Origin of the sequence: Actinoplanes oblitus (assembly GCF_030252345.1) — a bacterium.
In the GTDB taxonomy this organism is placed as follows: Bacteria; Actinomycetota; Actinomycetes; order Mycobacteriales; family Micromonosporaceae; genus Actinoplanes; species Actinoplanes oblitus.
In genome coordinates, this window is sequence record NZ_CP126980.1 from 202,693 (window position 1) to 223,711 (window position 21,019).

Sequence of the window (21,019 nt, forward strand, 5' to 3'; positions counted from 1 at the left end):
TACACGCGAATCGGCCCGTCCGGCGCGGTCAGATCGGGTTGTTCCGGACATCATCCGGTGACGTGAACAACCCTCTCAACATAGGCGCTCGTGCCCGCTGACAGAATGGGAACCGCTGTGACCACGACATATCCCACCGTGGATCTTCCGTACCCGGAGGACGCCCCGGTCTCCCAAGCCCTGTTCGACCGCGCCCAGACCATCGTTCCCGGCGGGGTCAATTCACCTGTGCGTGCGTTCCGCGCGGTCGGCGGCACGCCCCGCTTCATGGCCCAGGGCAGCGGTCCGTGGCTGACCGACGTCGACGGCCGGCGTTATGTCGACCTGGTCTGCTCCTGGGGCCCGCTGATCCACGGCCACGCCCATCCGGAGATCATCGCGGCGGTGCAGCGGGCCGCCGCGCTCGGCACCAGCTTCGGCACGCCCACCGCGGGCGAGGTCGACCTGGCCGAGGAGATCGTCCGGCGGACCGCCGTCGACGAGGTCCGCCTGGTGAACTCGGGCACCGAGGCCACCATGACGGCGATCCGGCTGGCCCGCGGCTACACCGGCCGTTCCAAGATCGTGAAGTTCGCCGGCTGCTACCACGGGCACGTGGACGCGCTGCTGGCCGCGGCCGGCTCCGGCGTGGCCACGCTGGGGCTGCCCGACTCGCCGGGCGTCACCGGTGCGGCGGCCGCCGAGACCATCGTGCTGCCGTACAACGACGTCGACGCGGTGGCCGCTGCGTTCGCCCAGGACGGCGGCGAGATCGCGGCGATCATCACCGAGGCCGCGCCGGGCAACATGGGTGTGGTCGCCCCGCGGGACGGCTTCAACCAGAGACTGGCCGAGATCGCCCACGCGAACGGCGCGCTGCTGATCGTGGACGAAGTGATGACCGGCTTCCGGGTGTCCGCCGGCGGCTGGGCCGGGCTGCACCCGGTCGACGCCGACCTCTACACCTTCGGCAAGGTGATGGGCGGCGGCCTGCCCGCCGCGGCGTTCGGCGGCCGCCGGGAGATCATGTCCCGGCTCGCCCCGGCCGGCCCGGTCTACCAGGCCGGCACGCTCTCCGGGAACCCGCTGGCCTGCGCGGCCGGCCTGACCTCGCTGCGGCTGGCCGACGCCGACGTCTACAAGCGCCTCGACGAGCTGGCGACCACGATCGGCTCGCTCTCCTCGGCCGCCCTGGCCGAGGCGGGAGTGCCGCACCGGTTGTCGTACGCGGGAAACATGTTCTCGATCTTCTTCACCGAGAACGAGGTCACCGACTACGACTCGGCGCGGACCCAGGACGCCGCGGCGTTCAAGGCGTTCTTCCACACCATGCTGGCGCGCGGGGTCTACCTGCCGCCGAGCGCCTTCGAGTCGTGGTTCGTCTCGACAGCGATCGACGACGCCGCGCTGGAGCAGATCGCTTCCGCGCTGCCACACGCGGCGCGGGCCGCAGCCGCAGGGAGTAACGCGTGACCGAGCTGACCACGACGACCGTCCACGTGTTCCGGCACGGTGAGGTCTTCAACCCCACCAAGATCCTGTACGGCCGGCTGCCCGACTTCCACCTCTCCGAGCTGGGCCACCAGATGGCGAAAGCGGCAGCCCAGGCGCTCGCCGGCCGGGACGTCACGCACGTGGTGGCCAGCCCGCTGGAGCGCGCGCAGGAGACCGCCGCGCCGATCTCCGCCGAGTTCGAGCTGGAGACCGCTACCGACGTCCGGCTGATCGAGAGCGCGAACTACTTCGAGGGCAAGCGGGTCTCGGTCGGCGACGGCGCGTTCAGCAACCCCCGGCACTGGTGGGTGCTGCGCGACCCGATCACCCCGTCCTGGGGCGAGCCCTACCTGGTGATCGCACAGCGGATGTTCGAGGCGCTGCAGGCGGCCCGGGTGGCGGCCGAGGGCCACGAGGCGGTCTGCGTCTCGCACCAGCTGCCGATCTGGACGCTGCGGCGCTACGTGGAGGGCAAGCGCCTCTGGCACGATCCGCGTAAGCGGCAGTGCGGGCTGGCCAGCCTCACCTCGTTCCGCTTCGAGGGGTCCAAGGTGGTCGGCATCGACTACACCGAGCCGGCCGCACACCTGGTCGCGCTCTCCGCCACCGCCAAGACCGCCAAGGGAGCCTGACGTGCGCCGTCTCCTCGCCGTCACCGCCGCCCTGGCCGCCACCGCCGGCGTCCTGGCCGGCTGCGGCGGCGAGGAGAACTGGGCGAAGAAGTGCACCACCACCAACGGCGTGGTGGAGTGCGCGGTGGCGGACCGCCCGCAGGTCGACGCGGTCACCGGCGAGCTGCTCGACGGCGGGACCTACGACGTGGCAAACGATCGCGGCAAGGTCGTGGTCGTCAACTTCTGGGGCTCCTGGTGCTCGCCCTGCCGGGCCGAGGCGCCCGACCTGGAAAAGGTCTACCAGGCCACCAAGGCGAGCAACGTGACCTTCCTCGGGATCAACTCGCGCGACGACCGGGACTCGGCGAAAGCGTTCGAGCGCGGCCGGGTCACCTACCCGAGCATCTACGACTTCGAGGGCGACGTCGCGCTCAAGTTCGACGTCACCCAGACCACCACGCCGGCCACCCTGATCCTGGACCGGCAGGGCCGGATCGCTGTCGCGCTGCGCCGCTCGACCACCGCCGGTGAGCTGCAGCCCCTGGTGGAACGGGTGGCGGCGGAGGCGACCGGCTGATGGAAAGCAACGTCTTCTCCACCACGGCGTCCGGCGGCCCGCTGCTGCTGGCCATCGGCGCCGCCATGATCGCCGGCCTGGTCAGCATCCTGTCGCCGTGCGTGCTGCCGCTGGTCCCGGGCTACCTCTCGTACGTCACCGGCCTGGCCGGCGCGGACCTGGAAGCGGCGATCGGCACCTCGGCCGGCACCGTCACCAAGACCCGCACGGTGGCCCTGAAAAGCCGGGTGCTGGCCGGCAGTCTGCTGTTCGTGCTCGGCTTCTCGGTGGTCTTCTCGCTGATGGTCACCCTGGTGGCCAACGTCGCCACCACGCTGCTGACCAACCGCGACACGCTCAACCTGGTCGTCGGCCTCCTGATCATCGTGCTCGGCGTGGTCTACCTCGGCTGGATCCCGGGCCTGCAGCGAGAGGCCCGGATCAGCAAACTCCCGTCGGCCGGGCTGCTCGGCGCCCCGGTGTTCGGCGCCGCCTTCGCGGTCTCCTGGCTGCCCTGCACCGGCCCGACGCTGGGGGCGGTGACCAGCCTGGCCGCCACCACCGGCGGGACCGACCGGGCGGTGATCCTGGCGCTCGCGTTCAGCCTGGGGCTGGGCATCCCGTTCGTGCTCTTCGGGCTCTTCTTCCGCAAGCTCCTCGGGGTCTTCAAGGCGATCCGGCGGAACAGCCGGTGGGTCACCCGGGTCGGCGGCGTGCTGCTCATCGTCGTCGGGGTCACCCTGGTCAGTGGCCAGTGGCTGCACTTCCTGACCTGGCTGCAGACCACGCTCAACTTCGGTGAGGTGACGCTGCTGTGACAGTCGTCGAGGACCGCCCGGCCACCGCCGACGCCCCGCCGCCGCGCCGGATCAACCCGCTCTGGGCGCTGCTGCGCAACTCGTGGCGGCAGCTGACCAGCATGCGTACCGCGCTGATCCTGCTCTTCCTGCTCGCCGTCGCGGCGATTCCGGGCTCGTACTTCCCGCAGACCTCGGTGAACCGGGAGCGGGTGACGCAGTACTACACCGCGCATCCGCAGCTGGCGCCCTGGGTGGACCGGCTGGGTGGCTTCGACGTCTTCGCGTCACCCTGGTTCGCGGCGATCTACCTGCTGCTGTTCACCTCGCTGATCGGCTGCGTGCTGCCCCGGCTGCGGGACCACGTGCGGGCGCTGCGGACCGTACCCCCGGAGGCCCCGAAACGGCTGGACCGCCTGCCGCAGCATGCCCCCGCGGCCGAGCGGCCGGCGGAGCCGGCCGCCGCGGCCGGCGACCTGGCCCGGACGCTGCGCCGCAAGCTGTGGCGGACCCGGATGCGGGAACTGCCGGACGGCGGGTTCACCGTCGCCGCGGAGAAGGGCTACCTCAAGGAGACCGGCAACCTGCTCTTCCACATCGCCATGCTGGCGGTGCTGATCGGCGTCGGTTTCGGTCACTGGTACGGCTGGCACGGCAACCGGCTGCTGGTCGCCGGCGAGGACCAGGGCTTCTGCAACTCGATCATCCAGTACGACGACTCGACGCTCGGTCCCAAGGTGACCGCCGCCGACCTGCCGAAATTCTGCATGCGGATGACCGGCTTCGAGGCCACCTACCAGACCACCGGACAGCCCAAGTCGTTCCTGGCCACGGTGCAGGTCAAAGAGGGTGATGGGCAGTACCGGACGGAGAGCTTCACGGTCAACGACCCGCTCCGGCTGCACCACGCCAACGTGCACCTGATCGGCCAGGGCTACGCCCCGATCCTGCGCTACACCGACCGGTACGGCGTCAGCCAGACCAAGATCATCCCGTTCCTGCCCACCGACGCGATGCAGACCAGCACGGGCGTCGCCCAGTTCCCGGACGTCAACGTCGACCCGAAAACGAACCGGCGCGACGACAAGCTCCAGGTCGGCTTCGAGGGCGTCTACCTGCCGACCGGCGGCACCGACGGCAGCGCCGTCTCGAAGTTCCCGGCCGAGCGCAACCCGGTCCTCTACCTCGCCGCCTACCGCGGCAACCTGGGTCTGGACGTGGGCAAGGCCGGCTCGGTCTACGCCCTGAACCGCGGCCAGATCACCAACCACGAGCTGACCAAGGTCAGCGGCGAGCGGCCGCACGCGCTGCGTCCCGGCGAGACGTGGACCCTCGACGACGGCACCAAACTGGAGTTCCTGGGCACCCGGCAGTTCGCCACGCTCTCCATCCGGTACGACCCGACGCAGTCGTTGCTGCTGGTCGGCGCGGTGCTCGGCCTGCTCGGCCTGATGCTCTCGCTGTTCGGGCACCGGCGTCGCGTGTGGTTCCGGGTGCTTCCAGCCAACGGTCAGGAAGCCGGCGGTAGCGTAATCGAAGCCGGTGGTCTGCCCCGTACCGATTATCCGGGCTTCGCGGCCGAGTTCGCCGCGCTGACCCAGCCCGCCGCCGAGGAGGGAACGCCCTGATGGCGAATGTGTCCGACCAGCTCATGGCGCTGGCTGTGCTGGCCTACCTGGCCGCCATGGTCTGTTACGCGGGGGAGTACGCGTTCGGCCGCCGCAGCCGGATCGGCAAGGCGGCGGTCCGCCCGGCCCGGCAGCTGGTGGGCGCCGGCGCGCCGGCCGGCGACGAGCCGGTCACCGAGGTCCCGTCCGACCCGCCGGTCACCTCCGACTCGCCGGTCAAGCCGGGGCGCGGCGAGATCGTCGGCCGGATCGCCGTGGTGCTCAACGTCGTCGCCCTTGCCCTGCACCTGGGCACCCTGGTCACCCGCGGAATCGCCGCCGACCGGATGCCGTGGGGCAACATGTACGAGTACATCCTCTCGGCCACCTTCGTCGGCTCGACGGTCTTCATGGCGGTGCTGCTGCGCCGCCCGGCCCTGCGGCACCTCGGCCTGTTCTCCTCGCTGGCCCTGGTGATGCTGCTCGGCGCGGCCGCGCTGATCGCCTACACCCCGGTCGGCCCGCTGGTCCCGGCCCTGCACTCGTACTGGTTCATCTTCCACGTCTCGACGATCATCATCTCGTCCGGCATCTTCCTGATCGGTGCGGTGCCGGCCGCCATGTTCCTCGTCAAAAACGGCTATGACCAGGGCAAGCGCAGCTTCCCCTTCACCCTCGGCAAGCGGGTGCCGACCTCGGCGACAGCTCTGGAGCGGCTCACCTTCCGGCTGCACGCGTTCGCCTTCCCGCTGTTCACCTTCGGCGCGCTGATCGCCGGGCCGCTGTGGGCCGAGGCGTCCTGGGGGCGTTACTGGGGCTGGGACCCGAAAGAGGTCTGGGCGTTCATCTCCTGGATCGTCTACGCGGCCTACCTGCACGCCCGCGCGACGCCGAGCGTGAAGCGGACGGTGGCGACGTGGATCGCCCTGCTCGGCTTCGTGACGATGCTGATGAACCTCTTCGGCGTCAACCTGTTCTTCGAAGGCCTCCACAGCTATGCCAATGCGGGTTGATCGCTGACGCCGGTAGGACCCCATAAAGATCTTTATTTACGCAGGTCCGCGGGGGTGCGGATCGCATGCTCCCGCGCGGGCCGGGCGGGCTGATCTGGCCGCTGCGCGTCCATGGCGATCAGCCCACCCTGCACTGCCCGTGGGTGGTTCCGGAGATCAAAACCCCGCTCCACCCCGCTTTGTCCCGCGAAACGCTGCCTCCTCACCGGTCACCAGGCGTTTCGCGCGCGGAGCGAAGCGGAGCAATCAAACACAGTCGCCGGCGGTCCAGGTGTCGTAGCGGGTGGTCCAGTCGAGGCAGAAGCCGCCGCTGCGCTGCTGCTGGCCGGGGGTGACGCCGGTCAGCGTGGGCACGTCCTCGCGCCAGAAGCGGGGCGGGCCGCCGTCGGGTGGGCGCAGCTGGACGTTGTCCACCTTGACCGAGGGGACGTCGATGCGGCCGGGCTTCTTGTCGTCGACGTGCACCTCGACGTACTGCTCGACGGAGGCGGAGGTGCCGATCGGCAGTTTCTGGGCGGTCAGCAGGTTCCAGCGGTCGTTCCACCACAGCCAGGCCTGCCACATCCCACCGGCGTCGGTGTGCACGTCCAGCCACACCGTGTCGCCCGGCCGCACCTGGTACTGGTCGTAGAACTGCCAGGACCGGGTGTTCGTGTTGTACGTGTAGATGTGCGGCTGCCCCGGCGACCGCCACCCGGTCTCCGCCCACCCGGCCTCCAGCCACGCGATGCCACCCTTGCCCAGGTCCCGCTTGACCATGAAGCGGCCGGCGATGAAGTCGTACGTGCCGGGCCGGATGGAGCCGTCCACCACGGCGAACCGGCCGGAGACCCCACTCCACTCGGTAGCGGTGGCGGCGCCCAGGTGGTGATAGCCACTCGGGGTGAACCCGGGCGGCTTGACCTGGCGTACCGAAGACTCGAGAACCGCGGCCCGGCAGGCGCCGCGAGCCGACAGCGAAGCCCGCACCGGAGGTGGCCGGCGGGAGGCCGGTCCGGGAGAGCCGCAGGCCGGCAGCCGATCCGCGCGCGCGGAGACGGCCGGCGCGGCGATCGCGACCCCGGCCAGCAGCCCGAGCAGAGCCCACCACCTGATCACGTTCCGCCGCTTCACGTCCTCCTCAACGTGAGGCGCAGATCAAGAGTGACGGACCTGAACTCCGGAATAAGCCGGTGCGGTGCCAGACTGTGGGTCATGGCGTCTCGTGGGTTTCCCTATGCCGATCTGCAGAGCTTCCTCGCCGCCCTGGAGTCCGCCGGTGAGCTGCGCCGGATCACCGTTCCGGTGGATCCGACGCTGGAGATCAGCGAGGTGGTGACCCGCACGGTCCGGGCCGGTGGGCCGGCCCTGCTCTTCGAGAAGCCGACGCGCGGTGAGATGCCGGTGGCGATCAACCTGTTCGGCACCGAGAAGCGGATGGCGATGGCGCTCGGCGTCGGGTCGCTGGACGAGGTCGGTGACCGGATCGGCGAGCTGGCCAGGCCGGAGTTGCCGGTCGGCTGGGCCGGGATCCGCGAGGGCATCGCCAAGGTGCTGCAGCTCAAGTCGGTGCCGCCGAAAAAGGTCAAGGTCGCGCCCTGCCAGGAGATCGTGCTCAAGGGCGACCAGGTCGATCTGAACAAGCTTCCCGGGCTGCAGGTCTGGCCCGGCGACGGCGGCATCTTCCACAACTTCGGGCTGACCCACACCAAGCACCCGGAGACCGGCAAGCGCAATCTGGGCCTGTACCGCCTGCAGCAGCACTCGAGGAACACGCTCGGCATGCACTGGCAGATCCACAAGGACTCGACGGCGCACCACGCGGTCGCCGAGCGGCTCGGGCAGCGCCTGCCGGTGGCGATCGCGATCGGCGCCGACCCGGTGGTCTGTTACGCGGCCAGCGCGCCACTGCCCGGCGACATCGACGAGTACCTGTTTGCCGGGTTCCTGCGCGGCGAGCGGGTGGAGATGGTGGACTGCCTGACCGTGCCGCTGCAGGTCCCGGCGAACGCGCAGGTGATCCTCGAGGGTTACCTGGAGCCGGGGGAGCGGCACCCGGAGGGCCCGTTCGGCGACCACACCGGCTACTACACGCCCGTCGAGCCGTTCCCGGTGCTGCACATCGAGTGCATGACCATGCGCAAGGACCCGGTCTACCACTCGATCGTCACGTCCCAGCCGCCGCAGGAGGACCACGGCCTGGGCAAGGCCACCGAGCGGATCTTCCTGCCGCTGGCCAAGATCCTGATCCCGGACATCGTCGACTACGACATGCCGGCCGCCGGCGTCTTCCACAACTGCCTGATCGTGTCGATCCGCAAGCGCTACCCGAAGCACGCGCAGAAGGTGATGAACGCGATCTGGGGCGCGCACCTGCTGTCGCTGACCAAGCTGATCGTGGTGGTCGACGAGGACTGCGACGTGCACGACTACAACGAGGTCGCGTTCCGCGCGTTCGGCAACGTCGACTACGCCCGCGACCTGCTGCTCACCGAGGGGCCGGTGGACCACCTGGACCACTCGTCGTACCAGCAGTTCTGGGGTGGCAAGGCGGGCGTCGACGCCACCCGTAAGCTGCCCGCCGAGGGCTACACCCGGGGCTGGCCGGAGGAGATGGTGATGTCGCCGGAGGTCGTCTCCCTGGTCGACAAGCGGTGGAAGGAATACGGGCTGTGACGGCTTTGGAAGCACCTCCTGGCAAGATCAAAGCCTTCCTGCGGCTGGTGGCGATCGAGCACTCGGTCTTCGCGCTGCCGTTCGCCTACCTGTCCGCGCTGGTCGCGACGGCGCAGCCGGTCGACCTGACCGGGCTGGAGCCGGACGCCGACGGGTACTACTCGACCGGCATCCACTGGGTCGACCTGCTGCTGGTGACGGTCGCCATGGTGTCGGGACGGACGTTCGCGATGGCGGCGAACCGGATCCTGGACCGCAAGATCGACGCGCTCAACCCGCGTACCCAGAACCGCGAGCTGGTCACCGGCGCGGTGAGCCTGCGTACCGCCTGGACCGGTGCGCTGATCTCGCTGGTGCTGCTGGTCGTCGCGGCCGGCCTGCTGAACCCGCTCTGCCTGGCGCTCTCCCCGCTCGCGGTGATCCCGCTGGTGATCTACCCGTACGCCAAGCGGTTCACCAACTTCCCGCACTACGTGCTGGCGCTGGCCCAGGCGGTCGCCCCGGTCGGCGCCTGGCTGGCGATGACCGGCACGTTCCACGGCTCCGGCCCGGCCTGGGTGCTGGGCGTCGCGGTCGGCCTGTGGATCGGCGGGTTCGACATCATCTACGCCTGCCAGGACGTGGAGATCGACCGGAAGATCGGGGTGCACTCGACGCCGGCCCGGTTCGGCGTGCGTACCGCGCTGCACATCTCGACCGCCACGCACATCGTCACGTTCGCGCTCTTCGTCTGGTTCGGTCAGCTGGTCGAGCTCAGCTGGTTCTGGTGGATCGGCCTGGCCCTGACCGCGGTGGCCTTCGTCTACCAGCACGTGGTGGTCACCGCGGACGACCTCTCCAAGGTCAACCGCGCGTTCTTTACCGCGAACGGCTTCGTCGGCATCGCGCTCTTCCTGTTCGCGGTCCTCGACCTGCTCGTCGCCGGCCGGTTCACGCCCCTGGCGGCGGGTATCGGGATGTAACCGGATCGGCCCTCGTGCCTCCGCGCAGCTCACCGTGGTCAAGTAGCACACTGGAGGGATGCGGCAACCCTGGATCATCGGTGTCTCCGGCGCCTCCGGCACCCCCTACGCCAAGGCGGTGATCACCGGACTGCTGGACGCCGGTGAGCCCGTCGACCTGGTCGTCTCCCGGGCCGCCCGGCTCACCCTGCTGGACGAGACCGGTGCGACGATCCGGGACGCGCACTGGAAGGACGACGTGGCAGCGTGGCTGGGGCGGGATCTCGGCGACCTGGCGTACTGGCCGGCCGGTGACCTGGCGGCCGGGCCGAGCAGCGGCTCCTATCCGGCGCGCGGGATGGCGGTGGTGCCGGCCAGCACGGCGGCGTGTGCCGGCATCGCCATCGGGCTCTCCAAGGACCTGCTGCAGCGCGCTGCCGAGGTCAACCTGAAGGAGCGGCGACGGACCGTGCTGGTGCCGAGGGAGACGCCGGTGACGCGCAGTCACCTCGAGCATCTGATCGCCCTGCTGGATGCCGGTGCGGTGGTGCTGCCGGCCAGTCCCGGTTTCTACGGGTCCGGGGCAGACGCCACCGCACAGCAACTCGTCGATTTCATTGCGGGCAAAGTGCTGGACTCGCTGGGTGTGTCACACACCCTGATGCGGCGATGGAGCGGACGGCTCGGTGAGCGCTAGTTCAGCGCAGACCGTTCGGCGGGCCGTAACCCGCACCCGGGTTGGTCGGGCCGCTGTTCCGCGGCTTGTTCGCCGCGTCGTCCTCGCGCATCTCCTCGATCACGCCGTCGCCCTCAAGCAGGGCCTTGACTTCGGATTCGCGGAATCGGCGGTGTCCACCCGGAGTACGGATGCTGCCGATACGCCCGGCTGCGGCCCAACGCGTGACCGTTTTCGGATCGACGCGGAACAACGCGGCCACCTCACCCGGCGTCAGCAGACGGTCTCCAGTGTCCACAACCCCCTCCTCGGTTCTGTTTTCTGGAGCGGCCGGTGGTCACGGTGAGTGTCGGCATGCTCGATCGGGACGTAAAGCCATTAGAGCACCGCCCCTGAACCAAGTCCGTGAAATACGGAAAAAGCCCCGATTGCGACAACGATCATTATCCTGCCCCCCATTCGCCGCTACCGGGCGTGAGTGCCGACCGGCCACCCGATTAGGGTTTCAGGCATGGACTCCATCGACCTCCGGCTGATCGACCTGCTCCGGGAGAACGCGCGCTCGTCGTACGCCGAGTTGGCGCGCAAGGTCGGGCTCTCCGCCCCCGCGGTGCACGAGCGAGTCGGTAAGCTCGAAGCCGCCGGGACCATCCGCGGTTACCGGGCCGACGTCGACCACGAGGCGGTCGGCCTCGGCGTCACCGCGCTGATCGGCATCGTCGAGGACTCCGGCGCGGACACCGATGACGTGCTCACCGCGGTGCGGGCGATGCCCGAGGTGGAGAGCTGCTATTTCATGGCCGGCGTCGAGTCGTACCAGCTCATCGTCCGAGTCGGCACGATCGCGGAACTGGAGCAGTTGATTGTCCGGATCAACCGAACCCCCGGCGTCGCCTCCACCCGCACCGGCATCGCTCTCAGCACCAAGTGGGAGAACCGTCCGCAGCCGGGTCTGGGCTGAGATGAGCCTGTCGCTGGACCGTTGCGACGACGCCGCCCGGGACTGGGCGCGCAACGCGATCGCCCTGGTCGAGGCGGATGCCAACCGCTCCGCGGACACCCACCTGCTGCCGTTCCCGCTGCCCGCCTCGTGGGGCATCGACCTCTACCTCAAGGACGAGTCGTCGCACCCGACCGGCTCGCTCAAGCACCGCCTGGCCCGCTCGCTCTTCCTGTACGCGCTGTGCAACGGCTGGATCGGCCCGCACACCACGGTGGTCGAGGCCTCGTCCGGCTCGACAGCGGTCAGCGAGGCGTACTTCGCCCGGATGCTGGGCGTGCCGTTCATCGCGGTGATGCCGGCCGCCACCTCGCCCGAGAAGATCGCGCTGATCGAGTTCCAGGGCGGCAAGTGTCACCTGGTCGCCGATCCGACCACGGTGGTGGCCGAGGCGCGCCGGCTCGCCGACGACCTCGGCGGCCACTTCATGGACCAGTTCACCCACGCCGAGCGGGCCACCGACTGGCGGGGCAACAACAACATCGCCGAGTCGATCTACAGCCAGCTGTCGCTGGAACGCCACCCGATCCCGGCCTGGATCGTGGTCGGTGCCGGCACCGGCGGGACCAGCGCCACCATCGGCCGGTACGCGCGGTACCGCCGCTTCCCCACCAAGGTCTGCGTTGTCGACCCGGAGGGCTCGGCGTTCTGGCAGGCTTATGTCGCCGCCGACTGGGAGCTGGTGACCGGCAAGGGGTCGCGGATCGAGGGGATCGGCCGGCCCCGGGTGGAGCCGTCCTTCCAGCCCGCGGTGGTCGACCGGATGATGCAGGTCCCGGACGCCGCGTCGCTCGCCGCGATGCGGGCCGGCTCGGCGGTGCTCGGGCGGCGTCTCGGCGGATCCACCGGTACCAACCTGTGGGGCGCCTTCGGGCTGATCGCCGAGATGCGGGCGGCCGGGCGCACCGGATCGGTGGTCACGCTGATCTGCGACGGCGGCGAACGCTACGCGCACACGTACTACTCCGACGACTGGGTGAGCGCCCAGGGGCTGCGGCTCGCCCCGCACGCTGCGACGATCGACACGTTCCTGCGGGATGGCACCTGGCCGGACTAGTCGGGCATCGACGGGGCGTGATTAGATCCGGCCCGTGGAAGATCCTTCGTATCCGGGTGTGCCGCCCCACTTCGTACCCGCGTATGGGCCGCAACCACCCGGGTGGCCGCCGGCGTTCGCGCCGCCGCCGGCACCGCCGAAGCGATCACACGCCACCGGGATCCTGGCGGCGCTGGCCGCCGTCCTGCTGGCCGCCGCGGCCGCCGCGGTCGTCCTGTGGCCGGATCGGGACGAGACCGCGCAGGCCGGCGACGCGTCCAGGCCGGCCCGGCCGGCGACCCCCTTCGAAATGGCCCTGGAGACCCTGCACAAGCAGGCCGACGCGCTGGTCAAGGGCGACGAGAAGGGCTGGCTGGCGCCGGTCGACCCGAAGAACAAGACGCTCGTCACCCGCTACCGCACGATGTTCACGAACCTGCGGACACTGGAGATCAGCCACGCCGAGTACCACGCCGACAAGCTGGAGGGCGGCACCGCGCGGAAGGTGGTCGCCCAGGCGGCCCTCGGCTACTGCTTCTCCGGCGTCAGCTGCCCGGCCTGGCGCAACAACTACGACGAGGGCCCGGCCAAGACGACCTACCGGCTCACCTTCACGCTGACCGGCACCGCCTGGCGGATCACCGAGCTGAACGACGCGGCCGGCGTGGAGCACAACTACCTGCAGCCGGCCCCGTGGGACAACCGGGCACTCACCTTCGTCAAGGGCAAGCGGGTCATCGTGGCCGGCCCGCGCAGCCAGGCCAAGCGGCTCGAGCAGGTGCTCGCCCTGGCCGAGAAAGCCGCCAAGGTAACCGACAAGTACGCCGGCTACGTGAACAACCCGCAGCGCCGATACCGCGTCTACGTCGCCGACGAGAGCGGCTGGAAGAAGTGGTACGGCGGCATCGACGAGAAGTGGGTGATCGGCTACGAGATGCCGCTCAACGCCACCGGCGGCGACATCATCCTGCGCGCCAAGGCCAGCGGCGACCAGCGGCAACTCGCCGTCACCATCCAGCACGAGCTGACCCACGTGGTCACCCTGGCCGGCGGGCACTGGGAGAACACCGACGACCAGTGGCTCGTCGAGGGGATCGCCGAGTACGTCGGCGCGCTGCCCCGCGGTCCGCAGAACACCGGCAACCACGACGTGCTCGCCGAGTCGTTCCGCCGGCACGGCAAGCCGAAGACAATAGCGGTGCCGCCGTTGCCGGACGACGCGGACGACCTGACCGTCGCCACGCTCTACGCGATGGGGCACTACGCGACGGCGTGCATGGCCGACAAGTTCGGTGACCAGAAGCTGATGCGGTTCACCGACCTGGTGCTGCGCGAGGCCAAGAAACCGGACGAGGCGGCGCGTACCGCGTACGGAAAGCCCTTCGCGGTCGTCGACAAAGCGTGCCTCAGCTGGATCCGCGACCGGGTGTGATCCGCCGGGCCAGCCCCGGGTAATCGACAACGAAGCCGTCGTCGTCGACAGTCAGGTCGGCGGCGAAGGTCTCGCTCGCGAACCTGATCCGGCCGTCACCCAGCGGCGTGTAGATCTGGTCCGCCTGCACCACCTCCAGGCTCGGGACCAGCACCCACGCGACGCTCAGCCGGTGCGCCACCGCCTCCTGCCCGAGCAGGTTCAGCCGGCGGATCGGCAACGTGTTGGTCAGCGGCGACCCGCCCAGGTCCGCGTCGAACACGCCGTAGAGCTGATCCGGGTCCTCGATCCCGGGCAGCCCCGCCCCGGCGTGCCCGGCCGCCGTCAGGGCGCCGTCCAGATCGCCCTGCTCGGAGGTGGTCACCCGCCAGCGCCCGGCGGCCAGCTCCAGCCGCACCCCGCGCGCCCAACCGGCACCCTCGGTCCGCACGTCGAGCCGCGCTGTCGTCCAGCCGGGATCGGTCTGGATCTCGTAGTGACAGGCGTAGGCCACCGGGGCGGCGGCCAGCGCGGTGCCCTGCGCGTACAGCCCGTTCCGCGCGTCCAGCCGTACCTGTTCCGCACCCGGGACATCCCGGCGTTCCCAGAACAATCCCGCAGACAACAGCCCCATACCGGCAAGCTACCCGCCTTCCGCCCGATAAAAGCATCTTCTTTTCGGTACGGCGGTGAAGTCCTGTGGATAAAGGTGTGGAAAAGCGGAACCCCGGCTCGCCGAGGCGAACCGGGGTTCCGTTGTGTCTCAGCCGACGTCAGTGGCTACGAGCCGGCCGGTTGGTGGTGAAGCGACCCGGGGCCTCGCGGCGGTCGGTCCGCTGCCCGTCCCGGCGCTGCACCGCGGGACGGTCCCCGGTGCGGGCCGGCCGGTCGCCGAAGGTCCGCTCGGCGCGCGGCCGGTCGCCGAACCGGCGGTCCCCGCCACGCTCGCCGAAGCCGCCACGATCGCCGGAGCGCTCGCCGAAGGTGCCGCGCTCGCCGGACCGCTCGGTGGTGGCGTTCCGGTCGCCGTAGCCGCGCTCGGAGCGCTCGCCGGCCGGCCGGTCACCGCGGTAGCCACCACGCTCCGGCCGGTCGCCGAACCGCTCGTTGCGGTCGCGGTCACCGTACGGCCGCTGCGGGCGGTCGCCGTAGGACCGCTGCGGGCGGTCACCGTAGCGCGGACGGTCGCCGCGGTCGCCGCCGAAGCGACGCCCGCCACCGGACCGCTCCCGGCGCGGCTCCGGCTCCTCCACCACCGGGACGCCGCTGGGCTCCTGCGCGCCGGTGATCTCGGCCAGTTTCTCGTCACCCAGCCGGACCCGGATCTCGGCCGGGGCGACGCCCGCCTTGGCCATCATCGCCTGGGTGGACCGGCGCTGCTTGGGCAGCACCAGGGTGACCACCGCGCCGGACTCGCCGGCCCGCGCCGTGCGGCCGGCCCGGTGCAGGTAGTCCTTCGGGTCCTTCGGCGGGTCCACGTGCACGACCAGGGAGACCCCGTCGACGTGGATACCGCGGGCGGCCACGTCCGTGGCGACCAGGACGTTCGTCCGGCCTTCCTTGAACTCGGCCAGCGTGCGGGTACGCACCCGCTGGGTCTTGCCGCCGTGCAGCGCGCCGGCCCGGACGCCGACCGCGGCGAGCTGCTCGACCAGCCGGTCCACGCCCATCTGGGTGCGGGCGAAGACGATGGTCTTGCCGGACCGGTTCGCGATCCACGAGGTGATCGGGAACTTGTCGGACGGCGGGATCAGCAGCAGGTGGTGATCCATCGTGGACACGCTGGCCTCGGCCGGCGCGGTGGAGTGCGTCACCGGGTCGTGCATGAAGCGCTTGACCAGGGTGTCGACGTCACCGTCCAGAGTGGCCGAGAAGAGCAGCCGCTGCGCGTTCTCCGGCGTCTTGGCCAGCAGGTCGGTGACCTCGGGCAGGAAGCCCATGTCGGCCATCTGGTCGGCCTCGTCCAGCACGGTGATCTCGACGTCGTCGAGCTTGCAGGCGCCCCGCTCGATCAGGTCGGCGAGCCGGCCCGGCGTGGCGACGATCACCTCGACGCCGCGGCGCAGCGCGTCCATCTGCCGGTCGTACGGAACCCCGCCGACGGCGGTTTTCAGGAAGACGCCGACGGCGCGGCCGACCGGCATCAGCGAGTCGGCGACCTGCATGGCCAGCTCGCGGGTCGGGACCAGGATCAGCGCCTTGGGGTGGTGCGGGCGCGCCTTGCCGCCCTGGGCGGTGCGGGCGAGCACCGGCAGGCCGAAGGCGAGCGTCTTGCCGGAGCCGGTCTGACCGCGGCCCAGCACGTCACGGCCGGCCAGCGCGTCCGGCACGGTGGCGGCCTGGATCTCGAACGGGGTGGTGATGCCCTCACGGGTGAGGACGCGCACGATCTCGGCCGGCAGGCCCAGGTCGGCGAAGCTGCGGACCGGCTCGGCGGCGGCGACCTCGGTCGCGGCGGTCTCGGCCGCAACCGTCTCGGTCACGACGGTCTCGGTGGCGACGGCCTCGGCGACGACCTCGGTGGCGGCGGGGGTCTCGTCAGTGTTGTTGCTGTCGAAAACGGACGGGAACGTGCTGGGGTCAGCGAAAGTGGTCAAGAGAACCTCTCTACGGGGGCGCATGCTCGCGAATGGCCCGCCGCGGTGGTGTGGAACCGCCCGCTGAAATGCCCGCAAGAACGCCCGTGGCGTGCACCGGGTGGGCACGCCGCGTCAATAACTGCCATAAGTGTACGGGTGAACGCTCGCGCTCCCGACCGCATTCCGGCCGGGTAGTGGGGAGGCTCACCTCGGAGCACAACCTCGCCAGCTTAGGGCAGGTGTCCCCGGGCGGCAAATACCCGGGGATCGCCGGTTCGACGCCGTGCTCGGTTCCGGTCAAGCCGGCCCGGGCCGGCCCGGCTGAGATCTGCTCGGATCGGTCCGCGTCGGCTCAGGTCAGCCCGGTTCAGCTCAGTTCGCGATGCCCTTGAGCATGTCGCTGAAGCTGTCGCCGACGGTGAACAGGAAGACCAGGCTCACCGTGACCAGCAGGCCCAGCACGACCAGCATGGCGAGAACCACCTTGAAGTTCCCGCGGCGCTGCTCGACCGGCGCGTCGTACCAGCCCTGGGCCAGGATGTGCCCGGTGAGCGAGCCGGAGTTCTCCGCCGGGTCACTCACCGGCATGGTCATGTCGATCGACGGGTAGCCGCCGGTGCTGTACAGCGTGCCGGGCGCCAACTGCCCCGGCTGGCCACCCTGCCCGCGCTGCCCGGGTACCGCGCCGGGCGGCATCGCCACCACGTTCACCGGCATCGTCGCGTCGATGTTCGACGTGGCGAGGTTCACCGGCATGGTGGCGTCGATGTTCGACGTGGCGAGGTTCACCGGCATGGTCATGTCGCTACCGCCGGGCGTGGCGAGGCTGACCGGCATGGTCATGTCGCTGTCGTTCGACGCCGGGACGACGGGCATCGTGAGATCGGCGTTGTTCGCGGCGGCGGTGGTGATCGGCATGGTCATGTCGCTGTTTCCCGAGGCCGGTGGGAAACCGGGGGTGCCGTGGGACATGGGCGGAAGAACTCCCGTCGGGCCGCCGCCCTCCGGCGGCATCGTGTACGAAGGCAGGCCGTTCCCGATCACCGGGGGCGGCGGGAACACCGGACCCGGGCCGGGTGGCACGGGAACCGGGCTCGGCCCGGGCGGACCGGGCACCGGGCTGGGACCCGGGCCGGGTGGGACCGGGGACGGTCCGGGGCCGGGCGGCACCGGGCTCGGGCCGGGCGTCGGTGGCACCGGCGAAGGTCCGGGGCCCGGGGGGATCGGGCTCGGCGGGTAGGGGTCCGGCGCGGGGCCGGGCGGCGTGGGTGCCGGCCCCGGCTGGGGCGACGGCGTGGGGAACGGCCCGGGCTGCGGACCGGGGATCGGTCCGGGCGGCGGCGGCTTGATCGGCTCCGGCTTGACGGGGTCGGGGACGGTCGGCTCGGGCTTGACCGGTTTCGGCTCGGCGGGTTTGGGCGGGACCGGGACCGGCCGGGGCTCGGCGGGCTTGGGCTCGTCCGGCTTGGGCTCGTCCGGTTTCGGCTCGGCGGGCCGGGGCTCGTCCGGCTGCGGCTTGTCCGGTTCGGGTTCGGCCGGGGCCGGGTCCGATGGCTCGGGCTCGGCCGGGGTCGGGTCGGCGGGCTCGATCGGCTCCGGGTCGGCGGGCTTCGGGGTCGGCTCGCTGGGCTCCGGCTGGGCGTCGGCTTTCACCGTGCCGGTGGCTGGTGGCGCGGAGACCGGCTTGGCTGTGCCGGTGGCTGGTGGCGCGGAGACAGGCTTGGCTGTGCCGTTGGTGGCCGGTTTCGCCGTGCCGATGGCGGGCGGTGCGGAAGCGGCCTTGGCTGTGCCGTTGGCGGCCGGTTTCGCAGAGTCGGCTGCGGGTGGGGCGGAGACCGGGGCGGAACCGAAGGCTTTCGCGCTGGCCACCACGGCCGAGCCCGCCGGTGGCGGGCTCGAGGCGGGAGCTTTCGGTTCAACGGTTTTCGACCGGCCGGCTTCCGGCACGGCGGCGGACCCTTTCGCCGGCACGGTGGCGGAGCCGCTCGCCGGTGCGGCGGGCGCTGGTGCGGCGGAGCCCGATGCTGCGGGGACCGGCGCGGAGCCGCTCGCTGAAGCGGTGGACACCGGTGCCGCAGACACCGGAGCGGAGGCGACGACCGGGCGGGCGGGAACCGCGGCGGTGCCGCTCACCGGCGCTGCGGAGACCGGTGCTGCGGAGACCGGTGCTGCGGAGACGGGCGCTGCGGAGACGGGCGCTGCGGAAACCGGGGTGGAGGCGACCACCGGGCGGCTGGGCACCGCGGCGGAGCCGGAGGCGGGCACTGCGGAGACCGATGCCTGGGCGGAGCCGGAAGCGGGGCTGGCGGAGACCGGGGCGGACGCGGCCACTTTCGGACTCGCGGTGGCCCACAGGGCGCCGGGCCCCGGCGGCGGGGGAGGTGCGAAACCCTCGGCATCGTCGGCGGGCGGCCGGGTGGGCGGCGGTGCGGAGCTCGCGCCGTCCCTGGTCGCCTGCTGCTCGTCCATGGGTCCTCCCGACCGCGGCTGCCGACGGCTTTTGGACGTCGGTCGCTGACCTTAACCGTGCCACATCAGTCGGTGTGAACGCACCCGGCATCGACCCGACCAACCCTACGACGAAGGGGCCAGACAGCCGATGACCGGTTCGGATGGTTTTCCGGCTGCCTTATTACTTGATATCCGGACTTAGCGCCGGTTCCGAAACCGGACCGCAGGCCCGCACCGAGACCGTCATCGCTCCCACCGGAGCAACCGATGCGCGCCATGAATCGGCGTCCTCCCTGCCGTCCCACGCGCGGGCCGGGGGTCCTGTCTGCCGCCCCAAGCGGGCCGGGGTCCTGCCTGCCGCCCCAAGCGGGCCGGGGTCCTGCCTGCCGGCCCCACGGAACCGGGCACTGCCGACCATCCCCCGCCGGCGCGTGCTCCGCCGGCTGGCCCCGAAGGCCAGCCGGCCCCTCGATGGACGGCCTTTCCCGATCGACGATCCGATTACTTGTCGGGCGAACTGGAGGCCGAGGCAGCCGCCGTCGTCGCCTCCGCGGACTTCGTGGCGTTCTCCGTCGCGTTCGCCGAGGAGGTGGCGGTCGCGGTGGCGCCGGTGCTGGTCGCGCCGGTCGGCTCGGCATTGCCGCCGCCGGTCGGACTCGAGCCACCGGTCGGAGTCGTCCCGCCGGTCGAGCCGGAGCTGGAACTCGACGAGCCACCGCCACTCGGCGTGGACCCGCCCGGCTTCGGCGTCGAGGAGCTCGGGCTCGGAGTCGGGGACGGGGTGCCCGACTTGGTCGGTTTCGGCGACTTGCTGCCTGTCGGTTTCGTGCTCGGCGACGTGCCCGGCTTGCTGGTCCGGGTCGCCGACGGTGACGGCGACGGCGTCCCGGTGGAGGTCCCGCCGGTGGCCGGCTCCTCCGGGTCGGGCGAGCCGAGGGGTACGTCGTCCGCGCCGCCCTCGACCGCGCCGAACACCCGGGTGGCCTGGAACAGGCGGCTCCAGCGCACCGGGACGAGGCGCACGTTCAGCCCGGTCCGCGGCGCCTCGACCATCATGCCGTCGCCGGCGTACATGGCGACGTGGTGAATGCCGGTCCAGCTGTTGCTGTAGCTGAAGAACAGCAGGTCACCGGGGAGCAGCGAGTAGCGGTCGACGACCTTGTTGCGGGTCTGCCAGTACTGGTCGCGGGAGACGCGCATCAGCGGGAAGCCCACGCTGGGCTGGCGGTACGCCGCGTACATCAGGCCGGAGCAGTCGTACCGATCCGGGCCCTCCTCGGACCAGACATACGGGTCGCCGCGCTGGGCCAGCGCGAACTGCAGGGCCTTGACCGCCCGCGGGTCGGCACCCCGGCCGTTGTTCGAACCGGCGAGGTACTCCGAGCCGAGCGCCTGGTCGGTCACGCTGGCGGCGGCCTCCGCGGCGTTCAGCTCGTCGCGGTGCGCGTTCTCCAGCGCGGTGAGCGCCGTCTGCTTCTGGGTGAGCTGCGCGTTCAGCTTGGTGTACTGCGCGACCAGGTTGTCGTGCTTGGTCGCGGTGGTGGTCTGCTCGTCGAGCGCGACCTGGGCGGCCACCTGCGCGGCCTCCAGGCGGCGGGCCGCGGTGTCGTCGCTCGGCGCCTCGCCGCGCTGCAGGCGGGCGAGCTGGTCGAGGCCGATCAGCCCGGAGTCGAGCGCGCCCGGCGGAACCGCAGCGGCCTGCTGCATGGCCTCGCCGGCGGCGGCTGTCGCGTTGGTCTGCGCGTCCCGCAGGTTGGCCTGCGCGTCGGTGACCCGCTGCAGGGCGGTGGTCACCTGGGACTGCGCGAGGTCGCGGTCGGTTTTCAGCTTGAGCAACTCGTCGCCGAGCTGGTCGACCTCGAAGCGACCCTTCTCGATTTTCTGCAGGGCCGGGTTGGTGGCCGAGCCGGGGATGGTGCTGGGCGTGGCGGTCGGGCTGACCGGGGTGCCGGGCAGCACCAGCGCGCCGACGGTGGTGGGTCGCGAGCCGGTGTCCGGGATGCCGGCGGCGAGCACCGGGTCGTCGCCGGGCGCGGCCATGGCCGGGATCGGCTGGAACAGCGCAGCGAGCGCTGCGGCTACCGCCGCCGAATAGGTCACGGGGCGGAGTCGCGCATGCACGGAGCGAGTGGGACGCCGTCCGTACCGCAATGCCTTCGACATGAGCTCCCCGTCCGCGGCGGTCGGCTGACCGTCGCTAGTCGTTCCTA

The 21,019-nt window shown here is 71.1% G+C and carries 19 protein-coding genes; 13 read left to right on the forward strand and 6 right to left on the reverse strand.

Annotated features, from left to right (window positions below):
- Positions 1-105: 105 nt before the first annotated feature.
- Genes hemL through ccsB form a run of 6 tightly spaced genes read left to right on the forward strand, consistent with a single transcriptional unit; the run spans position 106 to position 6,060 of the window.
- Positions 106-1,452 carry a glutamate-1-semialdehyde 2,1-aminomutase gene (gene hemL / locus Actob_RS00950; RefSeq protein ID WP_284918025.1) on the forward strand — a complete coding sequence of 449 codons (1,347 nt, stop codon included), beginning with the start codon at positions 106-108 and terminating at the stop codon, positions 1,450-1,452.
- Positions 1,449-2,105 carry a histidine phosphatase family protein gene (locus Actob_RS00955; protein ID WP_284918026.1) on the forward strand — a complete coding sequence of 219 codons (657 nt, stop codon included), beginning with the start codon at positions 1,449-1,451 and terminating at the stop codon, positions 2,103-2,105. Before hemL ends, Actob_RS00955 begins: the two co-directional genes overlap by 4 nt.
- Position 2,106: 1 nt before the next feature.
- Positions 2,107-2,664, forward strand: coding sequence for a TlpA family protein disulfide reductase (locus Actob_RS00960; protein WP_284918027.1), 558 nt, complete (start codon positions 2,107-2,109; stop codon positions 2,662-2,664).
- A complete protein-coding gene (locus Actob_RS00965) occupies positions 2,664-3,461 on the forward strand; it encodes a cytochrome c biogenesis CcdA family protein (RefSeq protein WP_284918028.1) in 798 nt (265 codons plus the stop codon). The genes Actob_RS00960 and Actob_RS00965 overlap by 1 nt, the downstream gene beginning before the upstream one ends.
- Complete coding sequence (resB, locus tag Actob_RS00970) at positions 3,458-5,068, forward strand: cytochrome c biogenesis protein ResB (protein ID WP_284918029.1); 1,611 nt, start codon at positions 3,458-3,460, stop codon at positions 5,066-5,068. Before Actob_RS00965 ends, resB begins: the two co-directional genes overlap by 4 nt.
- Positions 5,068-6,060, forward strand: a complete 993-nt coding sequence (ccsB, locus tag Actob_RS00975; RefSeq protein ID WP_284918030.1) for a c-type cytochrome biogenesis protein CcsB — start codon at positions 5,068-5,070, stop codon at positions 6,058-6,060. Before resB ends, ccsB begins: the two co-directional genes overlap by 1 nt.
- A 246-nt stretch (positions 6,061-6,306) precedes the next feature.
- Here ccsB and Actob_RS00980 read toward each other — a convergent pair whose 3' ends face one another.
- Positions 6,307-7,173 carry a hypothetical protein gene (locus Actob_RS00980; protein WP_284918031.1) on the reverse strand — a complete coding sequence of 289 codons (867 nt, stop codon included), beginning with the start codon at positions 7,171-7,173 and terminating at the stop codon, positions 6,307-6,309.
- Between the two features lie 81 nt (positions 7,174-7,254).
- On the opposite strand from Actob_RS00980, the gene Actob_RS00985 reads away from it, so the two are divergent.
- The 3 genes from Actob_RS00985 to Actob_RS00995 are packed head-to-tail and all read left to right on the forward strand — an operon-like array spanning position 7,255 to position 10,353.
- Positions 7,255-8,715, forward strand: coding sequence for a menaquinone biosynthesis decarboxylase (locus Actob_RS00985; RefSeq protein WP_284918032.1), 1,461 nt, complete (start codon positions 7,255-7,257; stop codon positions 8,713-8,715).
- The gene (mqnP, locus tag Actob_RS00990) at positions 8,712-9,677 is read left to right on the forward strand and encodes a menaquinone biosynthesis prenyltransferase MqnP (RefSeq protein WP_407653533.1); all 966 of its coding nucleotides are present in this window, start codon (positions 8,712-8,714) and stop codon (positions 9,675-9,677) included. The genes Actob_RS00985 and mqnP overlap by 4 nt, the downstream gene beginning before the upstream one ends.
- 58 nt (positions 9,678-9,735) lie before the next feature.
- Positions 9,736-10,353 carry a UbiX family flavin prenyltransferase gene (locus Actob_RS00995; protein ID WP_284918033.1) on the forward strand — a complete coding sequence of 206 codons (618 nt, stop codon included), beginning with the start codon at positions 9,736-9,738 and terminating at the stop codon, positions 10,351-10,353.
- A gap of 1 nt (position 10,354) precedes the next feature.
- Here the strand turns inward: Actob_RS00995 and Actob_RS01000 are convergent, their stop codons facing one another.
- Complete coding sequence (locus Actob_RS01000) at positions 10,355-10,630, reverse strand: BldC family transcriptional regulator (protein ID WP_185038736.1); 276 nt, start codon at positions 10,628-10,630, stop codon at positions 10,355-10,357.
- Positions 10,631-10,843: 213 nt separating this feature from the next.
- Here Actob_RS01000 and Actob_RS01005 point away from each other — a divergent pair, with 213 nt between their 5' ends.
- Genes Actob_RS01005 through Actob_RS01015 form a run of 3 tightly spaced genes read left to right on the forward strand, consistent with a single transcriptional unit; the run spans position 10,844 to position 13,800 of the window.
- Complete coding sequence (locus Actob_RS01005; RefSeq protein WP_284918034.1) at positions 10,844-11,293, forward strand: Lrp/AsnC family transcriptional regulator; 450 nt, start codon at positions 10,844-10,846, stop codon at positions 11,291-11,293.
- A 1-nt stretch (position 11,294) separates the two neighbouring features.
- Positions 11,295-12,389, forward strand: a complete 1,095-nt coding sequence (cds1, locus tag Actob_RS01010) for an L-cysteine desulfhydrase Cds1 (RefSeq protein WP_284918035.1) — start codon at positions 11,295-11,297, stop codon at positions 12,387-12,389.
- A 34-nt stretch (positions 12,390-12,423) separates the two neighbouring features.
- Positions 12,424-13,800 (forward strand): M1 aminopeptidase family protein, encoded by a 1,377-nt coding sequence (locus tag Actob_RS01015; RefSeq protein ID WP_284918036.1) that lies wholly within the window; start codon positions 12,424-12,426, stop codon positions 13,798-13,800.
- On the opposite strand, the gene Actob_RS01020 is transcribed toward Actob_RS01015, so the two are convergent.
- The 3 genes from Actob_RS01020 to Actob_RS01030 form a co-directional block, all read right to left on the reverse strand.
- Positions 13,775-14,413 (reverse strand): putative glycolipid-binding domain-containing protein, encoded by a 639-nt coding sequence (locus Actob_RS01020; protein WP_284918037.1) that lies wholly within the window; start codon positions 14,411-14,413, stop codon positions 13,775-13,777. The genes Actob_RS01015 and Actob_RS01020 overlap by 26 nt on opposite strands.
- A gap of 139 nt (positions 14,414-14,552) precedes the next feature.
- A complete protein-coding gene (locus tag Actob_RS01025; RefSeq protein WP_284918038.1) occupies positions 14,553-16,376 on the reverse strand; it encodes a DEAD/DEAH box helicase in 1,824 nt (607 codons plus the stop codon).
- A gap of 354 nt (positions 16,377-16,730) precedes the next feature.
- Positions 16,731-17,282, reverse strand: coding sequence for a hypothetical protein (locus tag Actob_RS01030; RefSeq protein ID WP_284918039.1), 552 nt, complete (start codon positions 17,280-17,282; stop codon positions 16,731-16,733).
- Positions 17,283-17,748: 466 nt separating this feature from the next.
- On the opposite strand from Actob_RS01030, the gene Actob_RS01035 reads away from it, so the two are divergent.
- A complete protein-coding gene (locus tag Actob_RS01035) occupies positions 17,749-18,876 on the forward strand; it encodes a hypothetical protein (protein WP_284918040.1) in 1,128 nt (375 codons plus the stop codon).
- Positions 18,877-19,310: 434 nt separating this feature from the next.
- Here the strand turns inward: Actob_RS01035 and Actob_RS01040 are convergent, their stop codons facing one another.
- Complete coding sequence (locus Actob_RS01040) at positions 19,311-20,909, reverse strand: NlpC/P60 family protein (protein ID WP_284918041.1); 1,599 nt, start codon at positions 20,907-20,909, stop codon at positions 19,311-19,313.
- Between the last annotated feature and the right edge of the window lie 110 nt (positions 20,910-21,019).

Bases quoted from the DNA above. Each gene is read 5' to 3' on its own strand.
- Actob_RS01005 (WP_284918034.1), top strand. From the start codon at position 10,844: ATGGACTCCATCGACCTCCGGCTGATCGACCTGCTCCGGGAGAACGCG.
- hemL (WP_284918025.1), top strand. From the start codon at position 106: ATGGGAACCGCTGTGACCACGACATATCCCACCGTGGATCTTCCGTAC.
- cds1 (WP_284918035.1), top strand. From the start codon at position 11,295: ATGAGCCTGTCGCTGGACCGTTGCGACGACGCCGCCCGGGACTGGGCG.
- Actob_RS01030 (WP_284918039.1), bottom strand. From the start codon at position 17,282: ATGACCATGCCGATCACCACCGCCGCCGCGAACAACGCCGATCTCACG.
- Actob_RS00965 (WP_284918028.1), top strand. From the start codon at position 2,664: ATGGAAAGCAACGTCTTCTCCACCACGGCGTCCGGCGGCCCGCTGCTG.
- Actob_RS01020 (WP_284918037.1), bottom strand. From the start codon at position 14,413: ATGGGGCTGTTGTCTGCGGGATTGTTCTGGGAACGCCGGGATGTCCCG.
- Actob_RS00985 (WP_284918032.1), top strand. From the start codon at position 7,255: ATGGCGTCTCGTGGGTTTCCCTATGCCGATCTGCAGAGCTTCCTCGCC.
- Actob_RS00995 (WP_284918033.1), top strand. From the start codon at position 9,736: ATGCGGCAACCCTGGATCATCGGTGTCTCCGGCGCCTCCGGCACCCCC.
- ccsB (WP_284918030.1), top strand. From the start codon at position 5,068: ATGGCGAATGTGTCCGACCAGCTCATGGCGCTGGCTGTGCTGGCCTAC.